This is a genomic window from Streptomyces sp. URMC 124, from assembly GCF_051386455.1.
Classification (GTDB): domain Bacteria; phylum Actinomycetota; class Actinomycetes; order Streptomycetales; family Streptomycetaceae; genus Streptomyces.
The window spans coordinates 1-16,296 of sequence record NZ_JBPQTS010000018.1 but is presented as its reverse complement, the minus strand read 5'-3'; the positions used below and the strand labels follow the sequence as shown (position 1 = coordinate 16,296).

Genomic DNA, 16,296 nt, shown 5'->3' with positions numbered 1-16,296 from the left:
GTTACGACGCCCTCAGGACCGCCGCCACCACCGGGCCCGCCGAGTCGCCGCCGTGCCCGCCCTGCTCGACGTACGCGGCCGCGGCCACGTCGCCGCGGTACGCGCTGAACCAGCCGTTCGGCTTGGCCTGGCCGTCGACCTCCGCCGAGCCCGTCTTCGCGCCGATGTCGCCGCCGAGGCCGGACATCGCCCGGGCGCCCGTGCCCGACGTCGCCGTCAGCCGCATCATCGAGCGCAGCTGCTCCGCGACCGTGCCGGGCAGGGCCCGGGGCGCGCGGGCGAGCTGCCGGTCGTCGAGCGACGGGTCGACGATGTACGGCTGGTGGAAGGAGCCGGCCCGCACCGTGGCCGCCATGGAGGCCACGTTCAGCGCGGACATCTGCACCTTGCCCTGCCCGATCATCGCCGCCGCCTTGCCCGCCCCGGACTCGGCCGGCACGCTGCCGTCGAACGTGCCGACGCCCGTCTTCCACTCCAGCCCGAGCCCGAAGACGTCCCGTGCCTCCGCCGCGAGCGCCCCGTCGCCGACCTCGCCCGCGAGGGAGATGAAGGCGGTGTTGCAGGAGGCCGCGAAGTCCTGCGCGAACGTCGCGCCGGGGTTCTCGCTCTCCTCCACGTTGTGGAAACGCATCCCGTACGTCGCGTACTTCGGGCAGGGCAGCGGCTTGCCCGGCGCGGCCTTGCCCTGTTCGAGCAGCATCGCCGACGTGACGATCTTCATCGTGGAGCCGGGCGCGGTCTGCCCCATCAGCGCGGTGTTGAACTCGGTCTTCTTGGAGTTGGCGACGGCCAGGATCTCGCCCGTACTGGCCTTGACGGCGACCACGGACGCGCCGGCGCGCCGCTCGACGGCGGACTCGGCCGCCCGCTGCACACCGGCGTCCAGGGTCGTCCTGAGCGTGGCGGGCTTGCCCTTCGAGACGACGTGGAGCGTCTTGGGCGCCCCGGTCCCGGCCCCGGCCGCCCCGGCCGCCGCCGCGCCCGCCCCGCCCTCCGGCACGGCCTGCACCTCGACGCCCGGCTCGCCACCCGCCTTCTCGCCGAACCGCTTGCGCAGCTGCGGCAGGACGGACGCGAGCGAGGGGTAGTCCTTGGCATCGAGCTTCGTGCCGTTCCGGTCGAGCGCGTCGACCTGCGGGGGCGCGCCCGCGTCCGTCTTCAGCGTCTCGCCGCGCGCGAGTCCGGGGTGCACGACGGCGGGCTGCCAGTCGACGAGCGCGTGTCCGGTGCTCTGACCGCGGACGACTTCGAGCGAGGAGTCGTACGTCCAGGTGGACCGCTGCTTGCCGTAGGAGATCTCGGCGCTCACGGAGAACGGCACCTTGGCGCCCTGGGGGGTCCCCGGCTTCAGCGTCACCTTCTCCACGTGGGCGACCTCGCGGTAGCCGGTGAGTGCGGTGGTGGCCGCGGCCGCGTTGTCGGTGAGGCCCGCGGCCTTGGAGGCGTCGCCGGCCTCCCACGCGGCGAGGAAGTCGCGCGCCGTCTTCTCGATCTCGTCCGCCGTCGGCGGGCCGGTTCTCGCAGGTGCGGGTTCCCCGTGCGCACCTGTCGAACCGTCACCCGCCACGGCGTCCACGATGTTGTACGCGCCCAGGCCGGCCGCACCCACCACGGCCGCAGCCACGACGCCGATGGCGATCTTCGCACCCTTGTGCATGTGTCTGCCCCCTCCGGACCCGTCCGGGCCCCCGGACCCCCCAGGCCCGGTCTCGGCCTCGGCCCGGTTTAATCATCCGATTAAAACCTCTGCGTCGGCACTGTACGGGAAGGGTGGGGCAAGAGAGGGCGCAATGGCCGGAACTGGTCCTTCAGGATGAGCGGTGCGAGGAAGTGGCGGTGTGACGGCCCATCAGATCCAGGAGTCGAACCACATCCGGTTCCGCCACGCCTCTATCGGAATCGCGTGCCCGGTGTAGATCGGCCAGAAGTAGACGAAGTTCCAGGCGATCAGCAGCACCAGCGTGCCCGCACCGACCGCGCCCGCCACCCGCCGCCGCTCCGTGGAGCCCGGCGGCCCCAGGATCGCGCCGACCATCATCGCCAGCGCCAGGCACAGGAACGGCAGGAACACCACCGCGTAGAAGACGAAGATGGTGCGTTCCTGCCACATGAACCAGGGCAGATATCCGGCCGCGACACCGCACAGCACCGCGCCCGCCCGCCAGTCGCGCCGCAGCGCCCACCGGTAGAGCAGGTACAGCAGCGCGAAGCACGCGGCCCACCACAGGAGCGGGGTGCCCAGCGCGAGCACCTCGCGCGCGCACTTGTCGGTGGCGTCCGCAGGGCAGCCGTCCTGGCCGGGCTTCGGCGACTCGTAGAAGTACGAGACCGGGCGGGCCTGGACCAGCCAGCTCCACGGGTTGGACTGGTACGTGTGCGGCGAGGACAGCGTGGTGTTGAAGTGCCACACCTCCTGCTCGTACTTCCACAGGCTGCGCAGGGGGTTGAGGACCCCGGAGAGGAAACCGTCCGTGCCGTAGCCGCCGTCGTTCTCCGCCCAGTGCCGGTAGTAACCGCTGTGCTGCCAGCCGTCCTTCTCGCTGTACGTGCCGCTGTTGACGAACCAGCCCGTCCACGACGCCAGGTAGACGCCGATCGCCACCGGCACCGTCGACAGGAACGCCCACGGCACGTCGCGCCGCAGCGCCGAGCGGAAGGGGCGGCGGGCGCCCGCCGCGCGCCGCGCGCCCGCGTCCCACAGGACGATCAGCACACCGAACGCGGCCAGGTACACCGCGCCGTTCCACTTCGTGGCGCACGCCAGGCCCAGGAACACGCCCGCCGCGATGCGCCAGGGGCGCAGACCGAGGCGCAGGCCGTCACCGACGGCGTCGTCCGGGCGCGGCACGCCGTCCTCGCCGACCGGCAGCGCCGCGGCCAGGCGGGCACGGGAGCGGTCCCGGTCCACCAGGACGCAGCCGAACGCGGCCAGCACGAAGAACATCAGCACCGAGTCGAGCAGCGAGGTGCGGCTCATCACGAAGTGCAGGCCGTCCACCGCCATCAGGGCGCCGGCCAGACAGCCGAGGAAGGTCGAGCGGAAGAGACGGCGGCCGATGCGGCACAGCATCAGCACGGACAGCGTGCCCAGCAGCGCCACCATGAAGCGCCAGCCGACCGGGTCCAGCCCGAACAGCCACTCGCCCAGGCCGATGACCCACTTGCCCATCGGCGGGTGCACCACGTAGCCCGGCGCGTCCGCGACGTCCGTCCAGCCCGCGATGACCTTGTCGTTGATGTCGTCCGGCCACTTCGCCTCGTAGCCGTACTTCCACAGCGCCCACGCGTCCTTGGCGTAGTACGTCTCGTCGAATATGACCGCCTTGGGGCTGCCCAGGTGCCAGAACCGGAGCAGGCCGGCGAACAGCGTGACCAGCAGCGGCCCCGTCCACCCCGACCAGCGCGCCAGCCGCTGCGCCGCGTCCGGGCGCAGGCCGAGCGTCGCCCACACGCGCGTCCCCGGCTCCGGGAACGGCGGTACGAGCCGCGCCCGCACGTCCGGCTGCGGCCGGGCCGCGTAGCCGAACCGGCGGAGTCTGAGCTGCCACGGTGGCGGTCGCTCATCTGCCGTCTGGCCCTGCGGGGCGTGCGTCGCGGTGTCACTGGTCACCGCGCCATCGTAGGGAACGACCCTGTGCGACGGCGGATCACGGCGGGCATGTTCCCCCGGGAACGACCTGGGGTGCCGCCGGGAGGTGCCGCCGCGGGCGCCGCCGCGGGGTGCCCGCGGCGGGCGCCTCGCGGCCGGAGGCCGGTGGAACCCCCGGCCTGCGAGGATGGGCGGGTGACTGGAACGCTCGTACTTGCAGGTACCCCCATCGGCGACGTGGCGGACGCGCCCCCGCGCCTCGCCGCCGAGCTCGCCGCCGCCGAGGTGATCGCCGCCGAGGACACCCGCCGTCTGCGCAGGCTGACGCAGGCGCTGGGGGTGCACACGACCGGCCGGGTCGTCTCCTACTTCGAGGGCAACGAGTCCGCCCGGACGCCGGAGCTGGTGGAGGCGCTGGCCGGCGGCGCGCGCGTCCTGCTGGTCACCGACGCCGGCATGCCGTCCGTCTCCGACCCGGGCTACCGCCTGGTCGCCGCCGCGGTGGAGCGCGACATCAAGGTCACGGCCGTCCCGGGCCCGTCGGCCGTGCTGACGGCCCTGGCCGTCTCCGGCCTCCCCGTGGACCGCTTCTGCTTCGAGGGCTTCCTGCCCCGCAAGGCCGGCGAGCGCCTGGGCCGTCTCCGCGAGGTCGCCGCCGAGCGCCGCACCCTCGTCTACTTCGAGGCCCCGCACCGCCTGGACGACACCCTCGCAGCCATGGCCGAGGCCTTCGGCCCGGACCGCCGCGCGGCGGTCTGCCGCGAGCTGACGAAGACCTACGAGGAGGTCAAGCGCGGCGGTCTGAAGGACCTGGCCGCCTGGGCGGCGGAGGGCGTGCGCGGCGAGATCACCATCGTCGTGGAGGGCGCCCCCGAGCCCGGCCCGCAGGATCTGACCGCCGAGGAGCTCGTGCGCCGTGTGCGGGCGCGCGAGGAGGCGGGCGAGCGCCGCAAGGAGGCCATTGCGGCCGTAGCTGCGGAAGCAGGCCTACCCAAGCGCGAGGTCTTCGATGCCGTCGTGGCAGCAAAAAATGCGCCATAACAGGCCCCATCGCAAGGTAAAGGGATAATCTGAAAAGCAAAGCTTAGGCCTGGCAGCCTGGCACTTTGGGCAGCACGACGCCAAGTTTGCCCCAATTCGGGGGATAGGCTGCTGCGTCTTCGCCGGGAAGGGCGTTCCCTGGATGTGGGACGTCCGGTCCCGGAGAGACTTGTCCTCAGGACAAGAGGAGCTGCCATGAGCGAGATCGCAGGAACCTCGAACGGTGTCCACTCCATAGCCGCCACCGCACCCCCCACCGTGCTGGAGACCGAGACGGCGCACGAGTCGTACTCCTTCGCCTGCATGAGGTGCGGCCACGGCTGGGAGCAGTCGTACGAGATCAAGCACCACACGGACGCCGCGGGTCGGCCCTTCGTCATCTACTACGCGGACGGCGAGCGCGTGCCGTCCCCGCTGACCCGCCCCACCTGCGTGAACTGTGGCGAGCACGTCGTACGCATCATGCGGTCCGGCCGCGTCTCCCTGATCGCGGACGTCCTGCACCGGCCCGCGCACGAGGTTCCGGCCACGCAGCAGGCTCCGGCGGGGCCGCTGCACGCGGGCGGGCCCGAGCGCCCGGACCGCCGCGATCACCCCGAGCGCCCGGCGGAGGGCAGTGGGCACCACTGGCACCTCTCGGACCTCCTGCACCCCTTCCGTTCGCATCGCAGCAGGTAGTCCCCACCCCGCCACTCCCTAGAATCGCGGGCATGGCGGCAACGACAGCATCGAACAGCAGCAGTAGCGGTAGCGGTAGCAGCAGAGAGTCCGGCAGCGCGCGGAGCAAGACCGACAAGGACGCCCCTCCGCCGCTCCCGGCCCCGCTCAACGTCCCGGTCGCCGACTCGCACACCCACCTCGACATGCTCCCCCAGCTACCGCTGGGAGGTGCCCCCACCGGTGGTGACCGCCACGACGCAGTTGCCGAGGCCCTGGCCAAGGCCGCCTCCGTCGGCGTGACCACCGTCATCCAGGTCGGCTGCGACGTGGCCGGTTCCCGCTGGGCCGCCGAGACCGCCGCCGCCCACGACGCCGTCTGGGCCACCGTGGCGCTGCACCCCAACGAGGCCCCCCGCATCGTCCACGGCGACCCCGACGGCTGGTCCCGCCAGGGCGCCCGCCCGGCCGGCGGCGAGGCCGCCCTGGACGCCGCCCTCGCCGAGATCGACGCCCTCGCGGCCCTGCCGCACGTCCGCGGCGTCGGCGAGACCGGCCTCGACTTCTTCCGCACCGGCCCCGACGGCATGGCCGCCCAGGAGTACTCCTTCCGCCGCCACATCGACATCGCCAAGGGGCACGGCAAGGCCCTGGTCATCCACGACCGCGACGCCCACGCCGACGTCCTGCGCGTCCTGGACGAGGAGGGCGCGCCCGACGCCGTCGTCTTCCACTGCTACTCCGGCGACGCCGCCATGGCGAAGACCTGCGCCGACAACGGCTACTACATGTCCTTCGCGGGCAACGTCACCTTCAAGAACGCCCAGCCGCTCCGCGACGCCCTCGCCGTGGCCCCCCTCGACCTGATCCTGGTCGAGACCGACGCGCCGTTCCTGACGCCCGCCCCCTATCGCGGACGGCCCAACGCGCCGTACCTCATTCCGGTCACGTTGCGCGCCATGGCGGGCTACAAGGAGATCGACGAGGACGCGCTGGCCACAGCCGTAGCGGCGAATACCGCGCGGGCTTTCGGCTACTGACGGTCACTCCGCGCCCCCTCCCGTCGCGACACCGTGTGATGATCCGACTTTGGAGAGTGATGCTCCCTCCGCTACAGTCCCGGGCCGAAGCCCGACCCAGGGGAGCGTCACGTGACTCATGCACAGGGCAGCCCCCGCGCCGCACGCAGCGGTGCGGCGGAAGCACCGCCGTACGACCCGTATGACCCCTACGGCCCGTATGCGCCGTACGACCCGTACGATCCGCACGCCGGCCGCTACGACGCGTACGCCGCCTACGGCGCGCCCGCCGGGCCCTACCCGATATACGAGCCGGTCCCCGTCGGCCCGGTTCCCGTGCCCGGCGCCTCCGGGGCGTACGACTCCTCCGGGCCGTACGACCCCTTCCTGCCCGAGCCTCGCGAGGCCGGTGCGGGTGCCGGTGCGGGTGCGGGTGCCGGTGCCGGCTACGAGCGGGGCTACGAGCGGGGCTACGAGGCGGCCCACCTGCCGCGTCAGCCCGTCATCCGGGGGTACGCGGCGGGGGAGGGCGAGCCCTACGACGGCGCCGCGGACCTCGCGGTCGCGGACACCGCCGTGTACCGCGTGGCCGAGCCCGCCGTGGACGAGCTCCCCGTCGCCCCCCTTCCCGCGGGGGCCCCCTCGCCCGTGGCGCCCTCGTCCGCGCCCTCGTCCGTGCCCGCGCCCGCCCCCGACCGGCGCTCCGGCGGCCGCGGGCGCAAACGGCCCGGTGCCGACCGCCCCGATGCCCTGCGCAAGCTGCTCCCGCAGGCCCTCGTCGTCGCGTTCCTCGCCGGCGGTACCTCCGCCTTCGTCGCCGACGACAAAACCGTTCACCTGAACATCGACGGCACCTCGCGCGAGCTCCACACCTTCGCCGACGACGTCGACGAGCTCCTCGCCGACCAGGGCATCCCGCTCGGCGAGCACGACGCCGTCTACCCCGGGCACGGCCACGACCTCGCCCGCGGCGACGAGATCACCGTCCGCTACGGCCGACCCGTCACCCTCACCCTCGACGGCGAGCACCAGCGCATGTGGACCACCGCCCGCACCGTCGACGGCGCCCTGCGCCAGCTCGGCGTGCGCGCCGAAGGGGCCTACCTGTCCACGGACCGGACCGCTCCCATCAGCCGCGACGGCCTGGACCTCCACGTCCGCACCGAGCGCACCGTCACCTTCATGGCCGACGGCCGCGAGCGCACCATCCGCACCAACGCCGCCACCGTCCACGAGGCCGTCGAGCAGGCCGGCATCACCCTCCACGGCGAGGACACCACCTCCGTCAGCCCCGACAGCTTCCCCCGCGAAGGCCAGACGATCTCCGTCATGCGGATCACCGGCAGCGAGGAGGTCCGCGAGGAGCCCATCGACTTCACCACCGAGCGGCACGACGACCCCGACCTCTTCAAGGGCACCGAGGTCGTCGCCCAGCGCGGCGAGAAGGGCGTGGAACGCATCACGTACGCCCTGCGCACCGTCAACGGCGTCAAGCAGAAGCCCAGGCGCATCGCCTCCGAGACCGTCCGGCAGCCCCGCACCCAGATCGTCAAGGTCGGCACCAAGGCCCGGCCCGTCTCGGTGCAGAGCTCGGACGGCCTGAACTGGGACGGGCTCGCCCAGTGCGAGGCCGGCGGCCGCCCGAACGCCGTCGACCCGTCGGGTACGTACGGGGGCCTCTACCAGTTCGACGTGCACACCTGGCGCTCCCTCGGCGGCACCGGACGGCCGCAGGACGCGTCCGCCGCCGAGCAGACCCTGCGGGCCAAGAAGCTGTACGTCAGCCGGGGGGCGAGCCCGTGGCCCGTGTGCGGCCGTAAACTTCACGGGTGAGCTCCAGCCCCAGTACAGACGAGTCCGGCGCCCTGCTCGGCCCTGCCGACATCCGGGAGCTGGCCGCAGCCCTCGGGGTGCGCCCCACCAAGCAGCGCGGTCAGAACTTCGTGATCGACGCCAACACCGTCCGGCGCATCGTCCGGACCGCGGAGGTGCGGCCCGACGACGTCGTCGTCGAGGTCGGGCCCGGGCTGGGGTCGCTGACCCTCGCCCTGCTGGAGGCGGCCGACCGGGTCGTCGCGGTCGAGATCGACGACGTGCTGGCGGCGGCCCTGCCGTCGACCATCGCGGCGCGCATGCCGCAGCGGGCGGATCGTTTCGCTCTCGTCCACAGCGACGCCATGCACGTTCAGGAGCTGCCGGGCCCGGCGCCCACCGCGCTCGTCGCGAACCTGCCGTACAACGTCGCCGTGCCGGTGCTGCTGCACATGCTCGACCGCTTCCCGACCATCGAGCGCACGCTGGTCATGGTCCAGGCGGAGGTCGCCGACCGGCTCGCCGCCCGTCCCGGCAACAAGGTCTACGGCGTGCCGTCCGTCAAGGCCAACTGGTACGCGGAGGTCAAGCGGGCCGGAGCGATCGGCCGGAACGTCTTCTGGCCCGCGCCGAACGTCGACTCGGGGCTCGTGTCGCTCGTCCGCCGGGACAAGCCGATCGAGACGACGGCGACGAAGGAAGAGGTGTTCGCGGTCGTCGACGCGGCGTTCGCCCAGCGGCGCAAGACGCTGCGGGCCGCGCTGGCCGGGTGGGCCGGCTCGGCCGCGGCGGCGGAGGCCGCGCTGGTCGCCGCCGGGATCTCGCCGCAGGCACGGGGCGAGGCGCTGACGGTGTACGAGTTCGCGGCGATCGCGGAGAACAAGCAGGGCTGAGCGGCGCGGGGTGCGGTGCGTCGTGGGTGCGGCGCCGGGGGCTCCGGGGCGGGGGTCCGGGACCGTATATTTACGGGCCCGTAAGCGGTGACGCGATGGCATCCTCTGCCCCGTCGGGCCCGCAAATACACGTCAGCGTCCCGGACCCCCGCCCCTGCGCCCCCGTCACCTCCTGCCGTCTTCCGGCTGACGCCCACGTCCCCCGTACGATCGTGGGCGACCCCGTCCGTCCCGTACGACCTGAGGAGCCCGCTCCGTGTCCGTGACCGTTCGCGTCCCCGCCAAGGTCAACGTCCAGCTCGCCGTCGGCCCGCTGCGGCCCGACGGCTTCCATGACCTGGCCAATGTGTTCCTGGCGGTCGGCCTGTACGACGTGGTGACGGTGACGTCGGCGGACGAGCTGCGGGTGACGTGCTCGGGCCCGGACGCGGACAGGGTTCCGCTGGACCCCTCCAACCTGGCGGCGCGGGCCGCAGCGGCGCTGGCTGCGCGGTACGGGCGCGAGGCGAACGTCCACATCCACATCGAGAAGGACATCCCCGTCGCGGGCGGCATGGCGGGCGGCAGTGCGGACGGCGCGGCGGCGCTGGTGGCGTGTGACGAGCTGTGGGGCACGGGCGCGTCGCGCGAGGAGCTCCTGGAGATCTGCGCCGAGCTCGGCAGCGACGTGCCGTTCAGCCTGGTGGGCGGGGCCGCCCTGGGGCGGGGCAGGGGCGAACTCCTGACGCCTGTCGAGACGGGCGGAAACTTCTGGTGGGTGTTCGCCGTCGCGGACGGCGGCCTGTCGACCCCGGCGGTGTACGGGGAGTGCGACCGCCTGCGGGGCGAGGCGTTCGTGCCGGCGCCGGACCCGTCGCCCGAGCTGATGGCGGCGCTGCGGGCGGGCGACGCGGCGGCGCTGGCGGGCGCGGTGAGCAACGACCTGCAGGCGGCGGCGGTATCGCTGCGGCCGTCGCTGCGCGCGACGCTGGACGCGGGTACGGCGGCGGGCGCGCTGGCGGCGATGGTGTCGGGCTCGGGCCCGACGACGGCGTTCCTGGTGAGTGACGAGTCCCAGGCGGAGAAGGTCGCGGAGGCGCTGCGCACGTCCGGTACGTGCCGGGCGGTCCGGGTGGCGGCGGGGCCGGTGCCCGGGGCGACGATCACTGTCGGTTAGGCTCTGCGCTTCCGCGCCCCGATGCGGGGCGCCCGAATCGGGGGTTTTACCGTGGCGACTCCGCCGCCCTACCAGCAGCAGAACCCGTACCAGGGCCAGAACCCGTACGGCTACCCGGCACAGGGGCACGCGCCCGCGCCGGGCCCCGGCCCGATGCCCGCGGGGCCGTCGTGCCGCATGTGCGGCGGGTTCCCCGCCATCGAGGCGACGATCCGCCAGCACCGGGGAATACTCTTTTGGATGACCTTCATGCATCTGAAGGGGCCGTTCTGCCGGAACTGCGGTCTCGCGGTCGAACGCGAGATGACGGGCAAGACGCTGTGGCAGGGCTGGTGGGGCCCGATGTCCCTGGCGATCTTCACGCCGTTCACGCTGATCTGGAACATGACGGTGAAGTCGAAGCTGCAGAAGCTCCCGCCGCCGACCCCCGCGCAGATGCCCAACCAGGGCTCTGGCCAGCAGTGGCTTTAGTTCCCTAGTTCACCCGTTCGTGGAGTAGTTCTTCGACTCCGGCGTGTTTGCGGCTTGCCCGCCCTAGCGTCCGTTGCTACCGACGGAAGTAGGCAGAAGGGCGGGGATGCCGGATGGAAGCACGACCCGATGCGCCGATGGCATGGCGGCTGTGCGGTAACCAGATCAAGCTGTGGCGCCAAGCGGCGAACGTCTCCCGTGAAGAGCTCGCGGCGGAGGCGGGGTACGGAGTCGAGGCCGTCAGGTCGATGGAGATGGGACGGCGCAGGCCGTCCCAGCACCTGCTACAGGTGGCGGACGCGATGTTCGGCGCGAACGGGAAGCTGGAGTCGGCGCATCCGTACCTGGAGCCGGACCGGTACGCCAACCGGATCCGCGAGTACATGGGCATCGAAGCCGAGGCTGTCGCCCACCACTGGTACGACGTGCTGGTCATCCCCGGCTTGCTGCAGACCGAGGACTACGCCCGCGTACTCATGGCCAGTCACTGCCCGCCGGTCGATGACGAGACTGTCGAAGCGCGAGTGGCGGGCCGACTGGAGCGTCAGGAACTGCTGAAGAAGCAGACGACGCTGTTCAGCTTCGTGATCCACGAGGCTGCCCTGAGGGGACTCGTCGGCGGCCCCGAAGTGATGAAGGGGCAGCTCAACCACCTCTTGGAGGTGGGCAAGTTGCGCAACGTGTCCATCCAAGTGCTGCCTCTCGGGCAGGGTGCCGGTCCTGCGATCGGTGGCCCGTTCTCTGTGCTGGAGACTACCGACCACAGGGTCTACGGCTATCAAGAGGGCCAGGGGGCCAGCATGCTGTACACGGACCTGGACCGGGTGGGCGCCCTCACGAAGCGCCATTCCATGATCCGCATGAGCGCACTCGATGCGGAGAGCTCGGCCGAACTGATCAGAAGGGTGGCAGAGGAACTGTGAACGGTGAACTGGTGTGGTTCAAGTCCAGCTACAGCGATGACGACGCTGGTGTGTGCGTCGAAGTTGCCGTGCTCCCCCAAGCCATCCGAATACGCGACTCCAAGCGCAAGGACGGCCCCCAACTGGCCATAGGCCCCCGCACCTGGGCGGCCTTCGTCGCCTACGCGACGTACGGGTGACGGTAGGGGTAGGGCTACCCCCACTCCCACTCACCGGCTGTTCCCATGGGACGGAGTCCCCCCGTTCCCTAGCGTGAACCCGGTGATGGGCAAGCTCGCAGCGCGGTCGCTGCGCTACAGAATCGGCGGCTTTGCCGCCACCTTCCTCGCGTTGTTCATCGGCGCCACGTTGGTGATGGCGTGCGGCGGTCTCATGGAGACCGGCATTCGTAACGACGCCCCGCCGCAGCGGCTCGCGGGCGCCGACCTGCTTGTCACGGGGGACCGGACCCACGAGGTCGCGACCAGCAAGAAGCACAAGAAGACGACGGCTCTGCCGGAGCGGGTGGTACTTCCGGCATCCCTGGTCGACAAGGCGCGCGCCGTGCCCGGCGTGCGGTCGGCGACCGGGGAGCGCACCTTCGACGCGGCCGTGCTCGGCGGAGGCGCCGAGGCCAAGGTCCAGGCGCACGGCTGGGAGTCCGCGGCGCTCACCCCGTACGGGCTCACGTCGGGCCGCGAGCCCGCCGCAGGCGAGGTCGTGCTGGATGACGCCACCGCTCGCCGCGCAGGCGTGACGACCGGCGAGCGGATACGGATCGCCGCGCACGGCGACTCCGCCGTCTACCGCGTGAGCGGGGTCGCTGCCGCGCAGGGCGTGCCCCAGGCCACTGTCTTCTTCTCCGCGCCGGAGGCGAGCCGCCTGTCCGGGCGGCCGGAGAGCGTTGCGGACATCGCTGTCACTCTCGCCCCCGGCGCGCGCCTCGATGACGTCCGCGAGGGCCTGCGGGAAGCCCTCACCGGCAATCCCGTCACTCTCCTCTCCGGTGACGACCGGGGCGCCGTAGAGCACCCGGAGGTGCTGCAGGGCGGTGAGGACCTGATCGCGCTGTCCGGCGTGGTCGGCGGGCTCGTCGTCCTCGTCGCGGCGTTCGTCGTCGCCGGAACCGTCGCGTTGTCCGCGTCGCAGCGCAGCCGCGAGCTGGCGCTGCTGCGGGCCGTCGGCACGACGACGCGGCAGCTGCGGCGGATGCTGCTCGGCGAGACGCTCATGGTCATGGCCCTGGCGGGCGCCGCGGCCTGGCCCGCCGGGCCCGCCGTGGGGCGCTGGCTGTTCGACACGCTGGTCGACAGCGGGATGGTCGCGGACGCGGTCCGGTTCCGGCAGGGCTGGATCCCGGCGATGCCCGCGTACGGGGCGCTGCTCCTCACGGCCCTGGCGGGCGGACTGCTCGGCAGTGTGCGGGCGGTGCGGGCCAAGCCCGTGGAGGCGCTCGGGGAGGCTGCGGTCCGCAAGCCGGGCCTGCACCCCGTGCGGATCGTGGCGGGGCTGCTGTTCCTGGCCGGGACGGTCGCCCTGGCGCTCGTCACGGCGCTGGTCCTGCGCGGGCCGGTGGCCGCCAGTACGGCGGGGCCGACGGTCATGTGCTGTGCGATCGCCCTCGCTCTCCTCGGGCCGTGGTTCGCGAAAGCCGTCACTCTCCTCCTCCACTGGCCGGTGCGGCTCCTGACCGGGCCCGCGGGCCGTCTGGCGGCCCTCAACTGCCGGGCCCGTACGGCGAAGGTGGCGGCGATCGCGACGCCGGTCATGCTCGCGAGCGCCATCGCCACCGGGAACCTGTACCTGCAGACGACGACGGCCGCCGTGGCCGACAAGGCCTTCGCGGACAACCTTCGTGCGGACGCCGTCGTCACCTCCTCCGCGGGCGGGGTGGACCCGGCGCTGCTGGCCCGCGTGCGCGCGCTGCCGTCCGCTGCCGGAGCCGGCGCGTACGTGACGAGCAGGGCGCACACGGAGCAGCCGCACGACGGGGACGAGAACAAGAAGGGCCTGCCGCTGCAGGGCGTGAGCGCGGAGGGCGTCGGGCGGATCCTCGCCGTCGAGGCGAGCGCGGGCAGCCTGGACGGGCTGCGCGGCAACGCGGTGGCCCTGCCGGAGACCGTGGCGCACCGCATGCACCGGACCGTGGGGGACACGATCACCTTGCGGCTGGGGGACGGGGAGCGCGCGGACGTACGGATCGTGGCGCTGTTCGCGGGGCGCGAGGGGTTCGACACGGCGCTGACGAGCGCGGAACTGCTGGCGCCGCACACCACGGCCGGGCTGCCGGCGCAGCTGCTGGTGCGGGCGTCCGGGGACCGCGACCGGCTGATGGCCGACCTCACTGCGCTGGCCGCGGAGCACCCGGGGCTGAAGGTCGCCGGGCGGGAGGCGGTGACGGCCGCGCAGGCACAGAACAACCGCACGCAGGCGTCGGTGAACCACCTGATCATCGCGATGCTCGTCGCGTACACCGCGCTGTCGGTCGTCAATACGACGGCCGTCGCCGTGGGGGACCGCCGCAAGGAGTTCGCGCTGCAGCGGCTCACGGGAGCCACGCGGGGGCAGGTGCTGCGGATGATGACGGTGGAGGGCGCCCTGGTGGCCGCGGTCGGCCTGCTGCTCGGCGGGGTGGCGGCGGCGAGCACGCTGGTGCCGTTCGGGTACGCGCTGGGCGGCGCGGGGACGCTCTCGGGGCCGCCGTCGATCGCCCTGACGGTGATCGGCGGGGGGCTCGCCCTGACGCTCGCCGCGACCCTGGTCCCCACGTGGTGGGCGCTGCGGTCCCGGCCGGTGGAGGCGGCCCGGGGCTGACCTCCGGGCGACGTTTCCCGGCATGGGATCCTGGAAGCCAGGAACCCACACAAGGAGCGGCATGGCAGCCAACCTCGTCAATCTGGAAGCCGTCGACAAGGTGTACGGCACCCGTGCACTGCTCGACGGCATCTCCCTCGGCGTGAACGAGGGCGACCGGATCGGTGTGGTCGGCCGCAACGGTGACGGCAAGACCACCCTGATCCGGATCCTCGCCAAGCTGGAGGAGGCGGACAAGGGCCGCGTCACGCACGCCGGCGGCCTGCACCTGGGCGTGCTCACGCAGCACGACTCGCTGGACCCGGCCGCCACGATCCGGCACGAGGTCATCGGCGACCTCGCCGATCACGAGTGGGCGGGCAGCGCGAAGATCCGCGACGTGCTCACGGGCCTCTTCGGCGGCCTGGACCTGCCGGGCTTCGCCGACGGCCTGGACACGGTCATCGGCCCGCTCTCGGGCGGTGAGCGCCGCCGCATCGCCCTCGCGAAGCTGCTGATCGCCGACCAGGACATGATCGTCCTGGACGAGCCCACCAACCACCTCGACGTCGAGGGCATCTCCTGGCTCGCGAGCCACCTGCGGGGGCGCCGCTCGGCGCTCGTCTGCGTCACGCACGACCGCTGGTTCCTGGACCAGGTCTGCACGCGCATGTGGGACGTGCAGCGCGGAGTCGTCCACGAGTACGAGGGCGGCTACAGCGACTACGTCTTCGCCCGCGCGGAGCGCGAGCGCATCGCCGCGACCGAAGAGGCCAAGCGGCAGAACCTGATGCGCAAGGAGCTCGCCTGGCTGCGCCGCGGCGCCCCGGCCCGCACGAGCAAGCCGCGCTTCCGGATCGAGGCCGCGAACGAGCTGATCGCGGACGTGCCGCCGCCGCGCGACAGCGCCGAGCTGATGAAGTTCGCGAGCTCGCGCCTGGGCAGGACGGTCTTCGACCTGGAGAACGTGACGATCCAGGCGGGCCCGAAGGTCCTCATCAAGCACCTGACCTGGCAGCTGGGCCCGGGCGACCGGATCGGCCTCGTCGGCGTCAACGGCGCGGGCAAGACCTCGCTGCTGCGGGCGCTGGCCGAGGCGGCCGGCAGCGAGGGCGAGAAGCAGCCCGCCGCGGGCAAGGTCGTGGTCGGCAAGACCGTCAAGCTGGCGTACCTCTCCCAGGAGGTCGCCGAACTCGACCCGGCCAAGCGGGTGCTGGAAGCCGTCCAGCAGGTGCGCGACCGCGTCGACCTCGGCAAGGGCCGGGAGATGACGGCGGGGCAGCTGTGCGAGAAGTTCGGCTTCACGAAGGAGAAGCAGTGGACGCCGGTCGGCGACCTCTCCGGCGGTGAGCGCCGGCGTCTGCAGATCCTGCGCCTGCTGATGGACGAGCCGAACGTCCTGTTCCTGGACGAGCCCACCAACGACCTGGACATCGAGACGCTGACCCAGCTGGAGGACCTCCTCGACGGCTGGCCGGGCTCGATGGTCGTCATCAGCCACGACCGGTACTTCGTGGAGCGCACCACCGACCGCGTCTTCGCGCTCCTCGGCGACCAAGCGCTGCGGATGCTGCCGCGCGGCCTGGACGAGTACCTGGAGCGGCGTCAGCGCGTCATCGAGGCCGCCGTGCCCGCCGCCGCACCGGCCGCGGCCCCGGCGGCGAACGCGCCGGGGCAGAAGTCCGCCGCGGACGCGCGCGCCGCGAAGAAGGAGCTCCAGAAGATCGAGCGCCGCCTGGACCGCATCAGCGAACAGGAGACGAAGCTCCACGCGCGCATCGCCGAACAGGCCACCGACTTCGAGGCGGTCGCCAAACTCGACACCGAGCTGAGGGAACTGGCGAGCGAGCGCGAGGACCTGGAGCTGCGCTGGCTGGAACTGGCGGAAGACGCTTAGGCCTTGCGGGCGGCCCGCAGGTTCAAGGAAGCTGCGCTTCCTTGAACCTGGTTGTCCGGCGCGGGC

General features: G+C 72.5%; 13 protein-coding genes. 11 read left to right on the top strand and 2 right to left on the bottom strand.

Annotated features, from left to right (window positions below):
• Nucleotide 1: 1 nt before the first annotated feature.
• Nucleotides 2–1,657, bottom strand: coding sequence for a penicillin-binding transpeptidase domain-containing protein (locus ACSNOG_RS05885; RefSeq protein ID WP_436751455.1), 1,656 nt, complete (start codon nucleotides 1,655–1,657; stop codon nucleotides 2–4).
• 192 nt (nucleotides 1,658–1,849) lie between these two features.
• Nucleotides 1,850–3,610 (bottom strand): dolichyl-phosphate-mannose--protein mannosyltransferase, encoded by a 1,761-nt coding sequence (locus ACSNOG_RS05880; protein WP_436751454.1) that lies wholly within the window; start codon nucleotides 3,608–3,610, stop codon nucleotides 1,850–1,852.
• Nucleotides 3,611–3,784: 174 nt separating this feature from the next.
• Between ACSNOG_RS05880 and rsmI the strand changes: the two genes are divergently transcribed.
• The 11 genes from rsmI (at nucleotide 3,785) to ACSNOG_RS05825 (ending at nucleotide 16,230) form a co-directional block, all read left to right on the top strand.
• Nucleotides 3,785–4,630: a 16S rRNA (cytidine(1402)-2'-O)-methyltransferase gene (rsmI, locus tag ACSNOG_RS05875; RefSeq protein ID WP_436751453.1), complete on the top strand. Its 846-nt coding sequence runs from the start codon at nucleotides 3,785–3,787 to the stop codon at nucleotides 4,628–4,630.
• 195 nt (nucleotides 4,631–4,825) lie between these two features.
• Nucleotides 4,826–5,308 carry a hypothetical protein gene (locus ACSNOG_RS05870; RefSeq protein WP_436751452.1) on the top strand — a complete coding sequence of 161 codons (483 nt, stop codon included), beginning with the start codon at nucleotides 4,826–4,828 and terminating at the stop codon, nucleotides 5,306–5,308.
• A 32-nt stretch (nucleotides 5,309–5,340) separates the two neighbouring features.
• Entirely contained in the window at nucleotides 5,341–6,327 is a 987-nt protein-coding gene (locus ACSNOG_RS05865; RefSeq protein WP_436751451.1) for a TatD family hydrolase, read from the top strand.
• A 555-nt stretch (nucleotides 6,328–6,882) separates the two neighbouring features.
• On the top strand, nucleotides 6,883–8,139 hold the full coding sequence (locus ACSNOG_RS05860) for a ubiquitin-like domain-containing protein (protein ID WP_436751488.1): 1,257 nt from the start codon (nucleotides 6,883–6,885) through the stop codon (nucleotides 8,137–8,139).
• Nucleotides 8,136–9,011 carry a 16S rRNA (adenine(1518)-N(6)/adenine(1519)-N(6))-dimethyltransferase RsmA gene (gene rsmA, locus ACSNOG_RS05855; protein WP_436751450.1) on the top strand — a complete coding sequence of 292 codons (876 nt, stop codon included), beginning with the start codon at nucleotides 8,136–8,138 and terminating at the stop codon, nucleotides 9,009–9,011. The genes ACSNOG_RS05860 and rsmA overlap by 4 nt, the downstream gene beginning before the upstream one ends.
• A gap of 256 nt (nucleotides 9,012–9,267) precedes the next feature.
• Nucleotides 9,268–10,167 (top strand): 4-(cytidine 5'-diphospho)-2-C-methyl-D-erythritol kinase, encoded by a 900-nt coding sequence (locus ACSNOG_RS05850; protein WP_436751449.1) that lies wholly within the window; start codon nucleotides 9,268–9,270, stop codon nucleotides 10,165–10,167.
• A gap of 51 nt (nucleotides 10,168–10,218) precedes the next feature.
• Nucleotides 10,219–10,638 (top strand): hypothetical protein, encoded by a 420-nt coding sequence (locus ACSNOG_RS05845; RefSeq protein WP_436751448.1) that lies wholly within the window; start codon nucleotides 10,219–10,221, stop codon nucleotides 10,636–10,638.
• A gap of 113 nt (nucleotides 10,639–10,751) precedes the next feature.
• Nucleotides 10,752–11,561 (top strand): helix-turn-helix domain-containing protein, encoded by an 810-nt coding sequence (locus tag ACSNOG_RS05840; protein ID WP_436751447.1) that lies wholly within the window; start codon nucleotides 10,752–10,754, stop codon nucleotides 11,559–11,561.
• Nucleotides 11,558–11,740 (top strand): DUF397 domain-containing protein, encoded by a 183-nt coding sequence (locus ACSNOG_RS05835; RefSeq protein ID WP_436751446.1) that lies wholly within the window; start codon nucleotides 11,558–11,560, stop codon nucleotides 11,738–11,740. Before ACSNOG_RS05840 ends, ACSNOG_RS05835 begins: the two co-directional genes overlap by 4 nt.
• Before the next feature lie 85 nt (nucleotides 11,741–11,825).
• Nucleotides 11,826–14,354 (top strand): ABC transporter permease, encoded by a 2,529-nt coding sequence (locus tag ACSNOG_RS05830; protein WP_436751445.1) that lies wholly within the window; start codon nucleotides 11,826–11,828, stop codon nucleotides 14,352–14,354.
• Nucleotides 14,355–14,415: 61 nt separating this feature from the next.
• On the top strand, nucleotides 14,416–16,230 hold the full coding sequence (locus tag ACSNOG_RS05825) for an ABC-F family ATP-binding cassette domain-containing protein (protein ID WP_436751444.1): 1,815 nt from the start codon (nucleotides 14,416–14,418) through the stop codon (nucleotides 16,228–16,230).
• The last annotated feature ends 66 nt before the right edge of the window (nucleotides 16,231–16,296 follow it).

What these genes read in the sequence shown, in the direction of transcription:
- ACSNOG_RS05830 (WP_436751445.1), top strand. Translation starts at nt 11,826, where the DNA reads ATGGGCAAGCTCGCAGCGCGGTCGCTGCGCTACAGAATCGGCGGCTTT.
- ACSNOG_RS05870 (WP_436751452.1), top strand. Translation starts at nt 4,826, where the DNA reads ATGAGCGAGATCGCAGGAACCTCGAACGGTGTCCACTCCATAGCCGCC.
- ACSNOG_RS05840 (WP_436751447.1), top strand. Translation starts at nt 10,752, where the DNA reads ATGGAAGCACGACCCGATGCGCCGATGGCATGGCGGCTGTGCGGTAAC.
- ACSNOG_RS05865 (WP_436751451.1), top strand. Translation starts at nt 5,341, where the DNA reads ATGGCGGCAACGACAGCATCGAACAGCAGCAGTAGCGGTAGCGGTAGC.
- ACSNOG_RS05825 (WP_436751444.1), top strand. Translation starts at nt 14,416, where the DNA reads ATGGCAGCCAACCTCGTCAATCTGGAAGCCGTCGACAAGGTGTACGGC.
- ACSNOG_RS05885 (WP_436751455.1), bottom strand. Translation starts at nt 1,657, where the DNA reads ATGCACAAGGGTGCGAAGATCGCCATCGGCGTCGTGGCTGCGGCCGTG.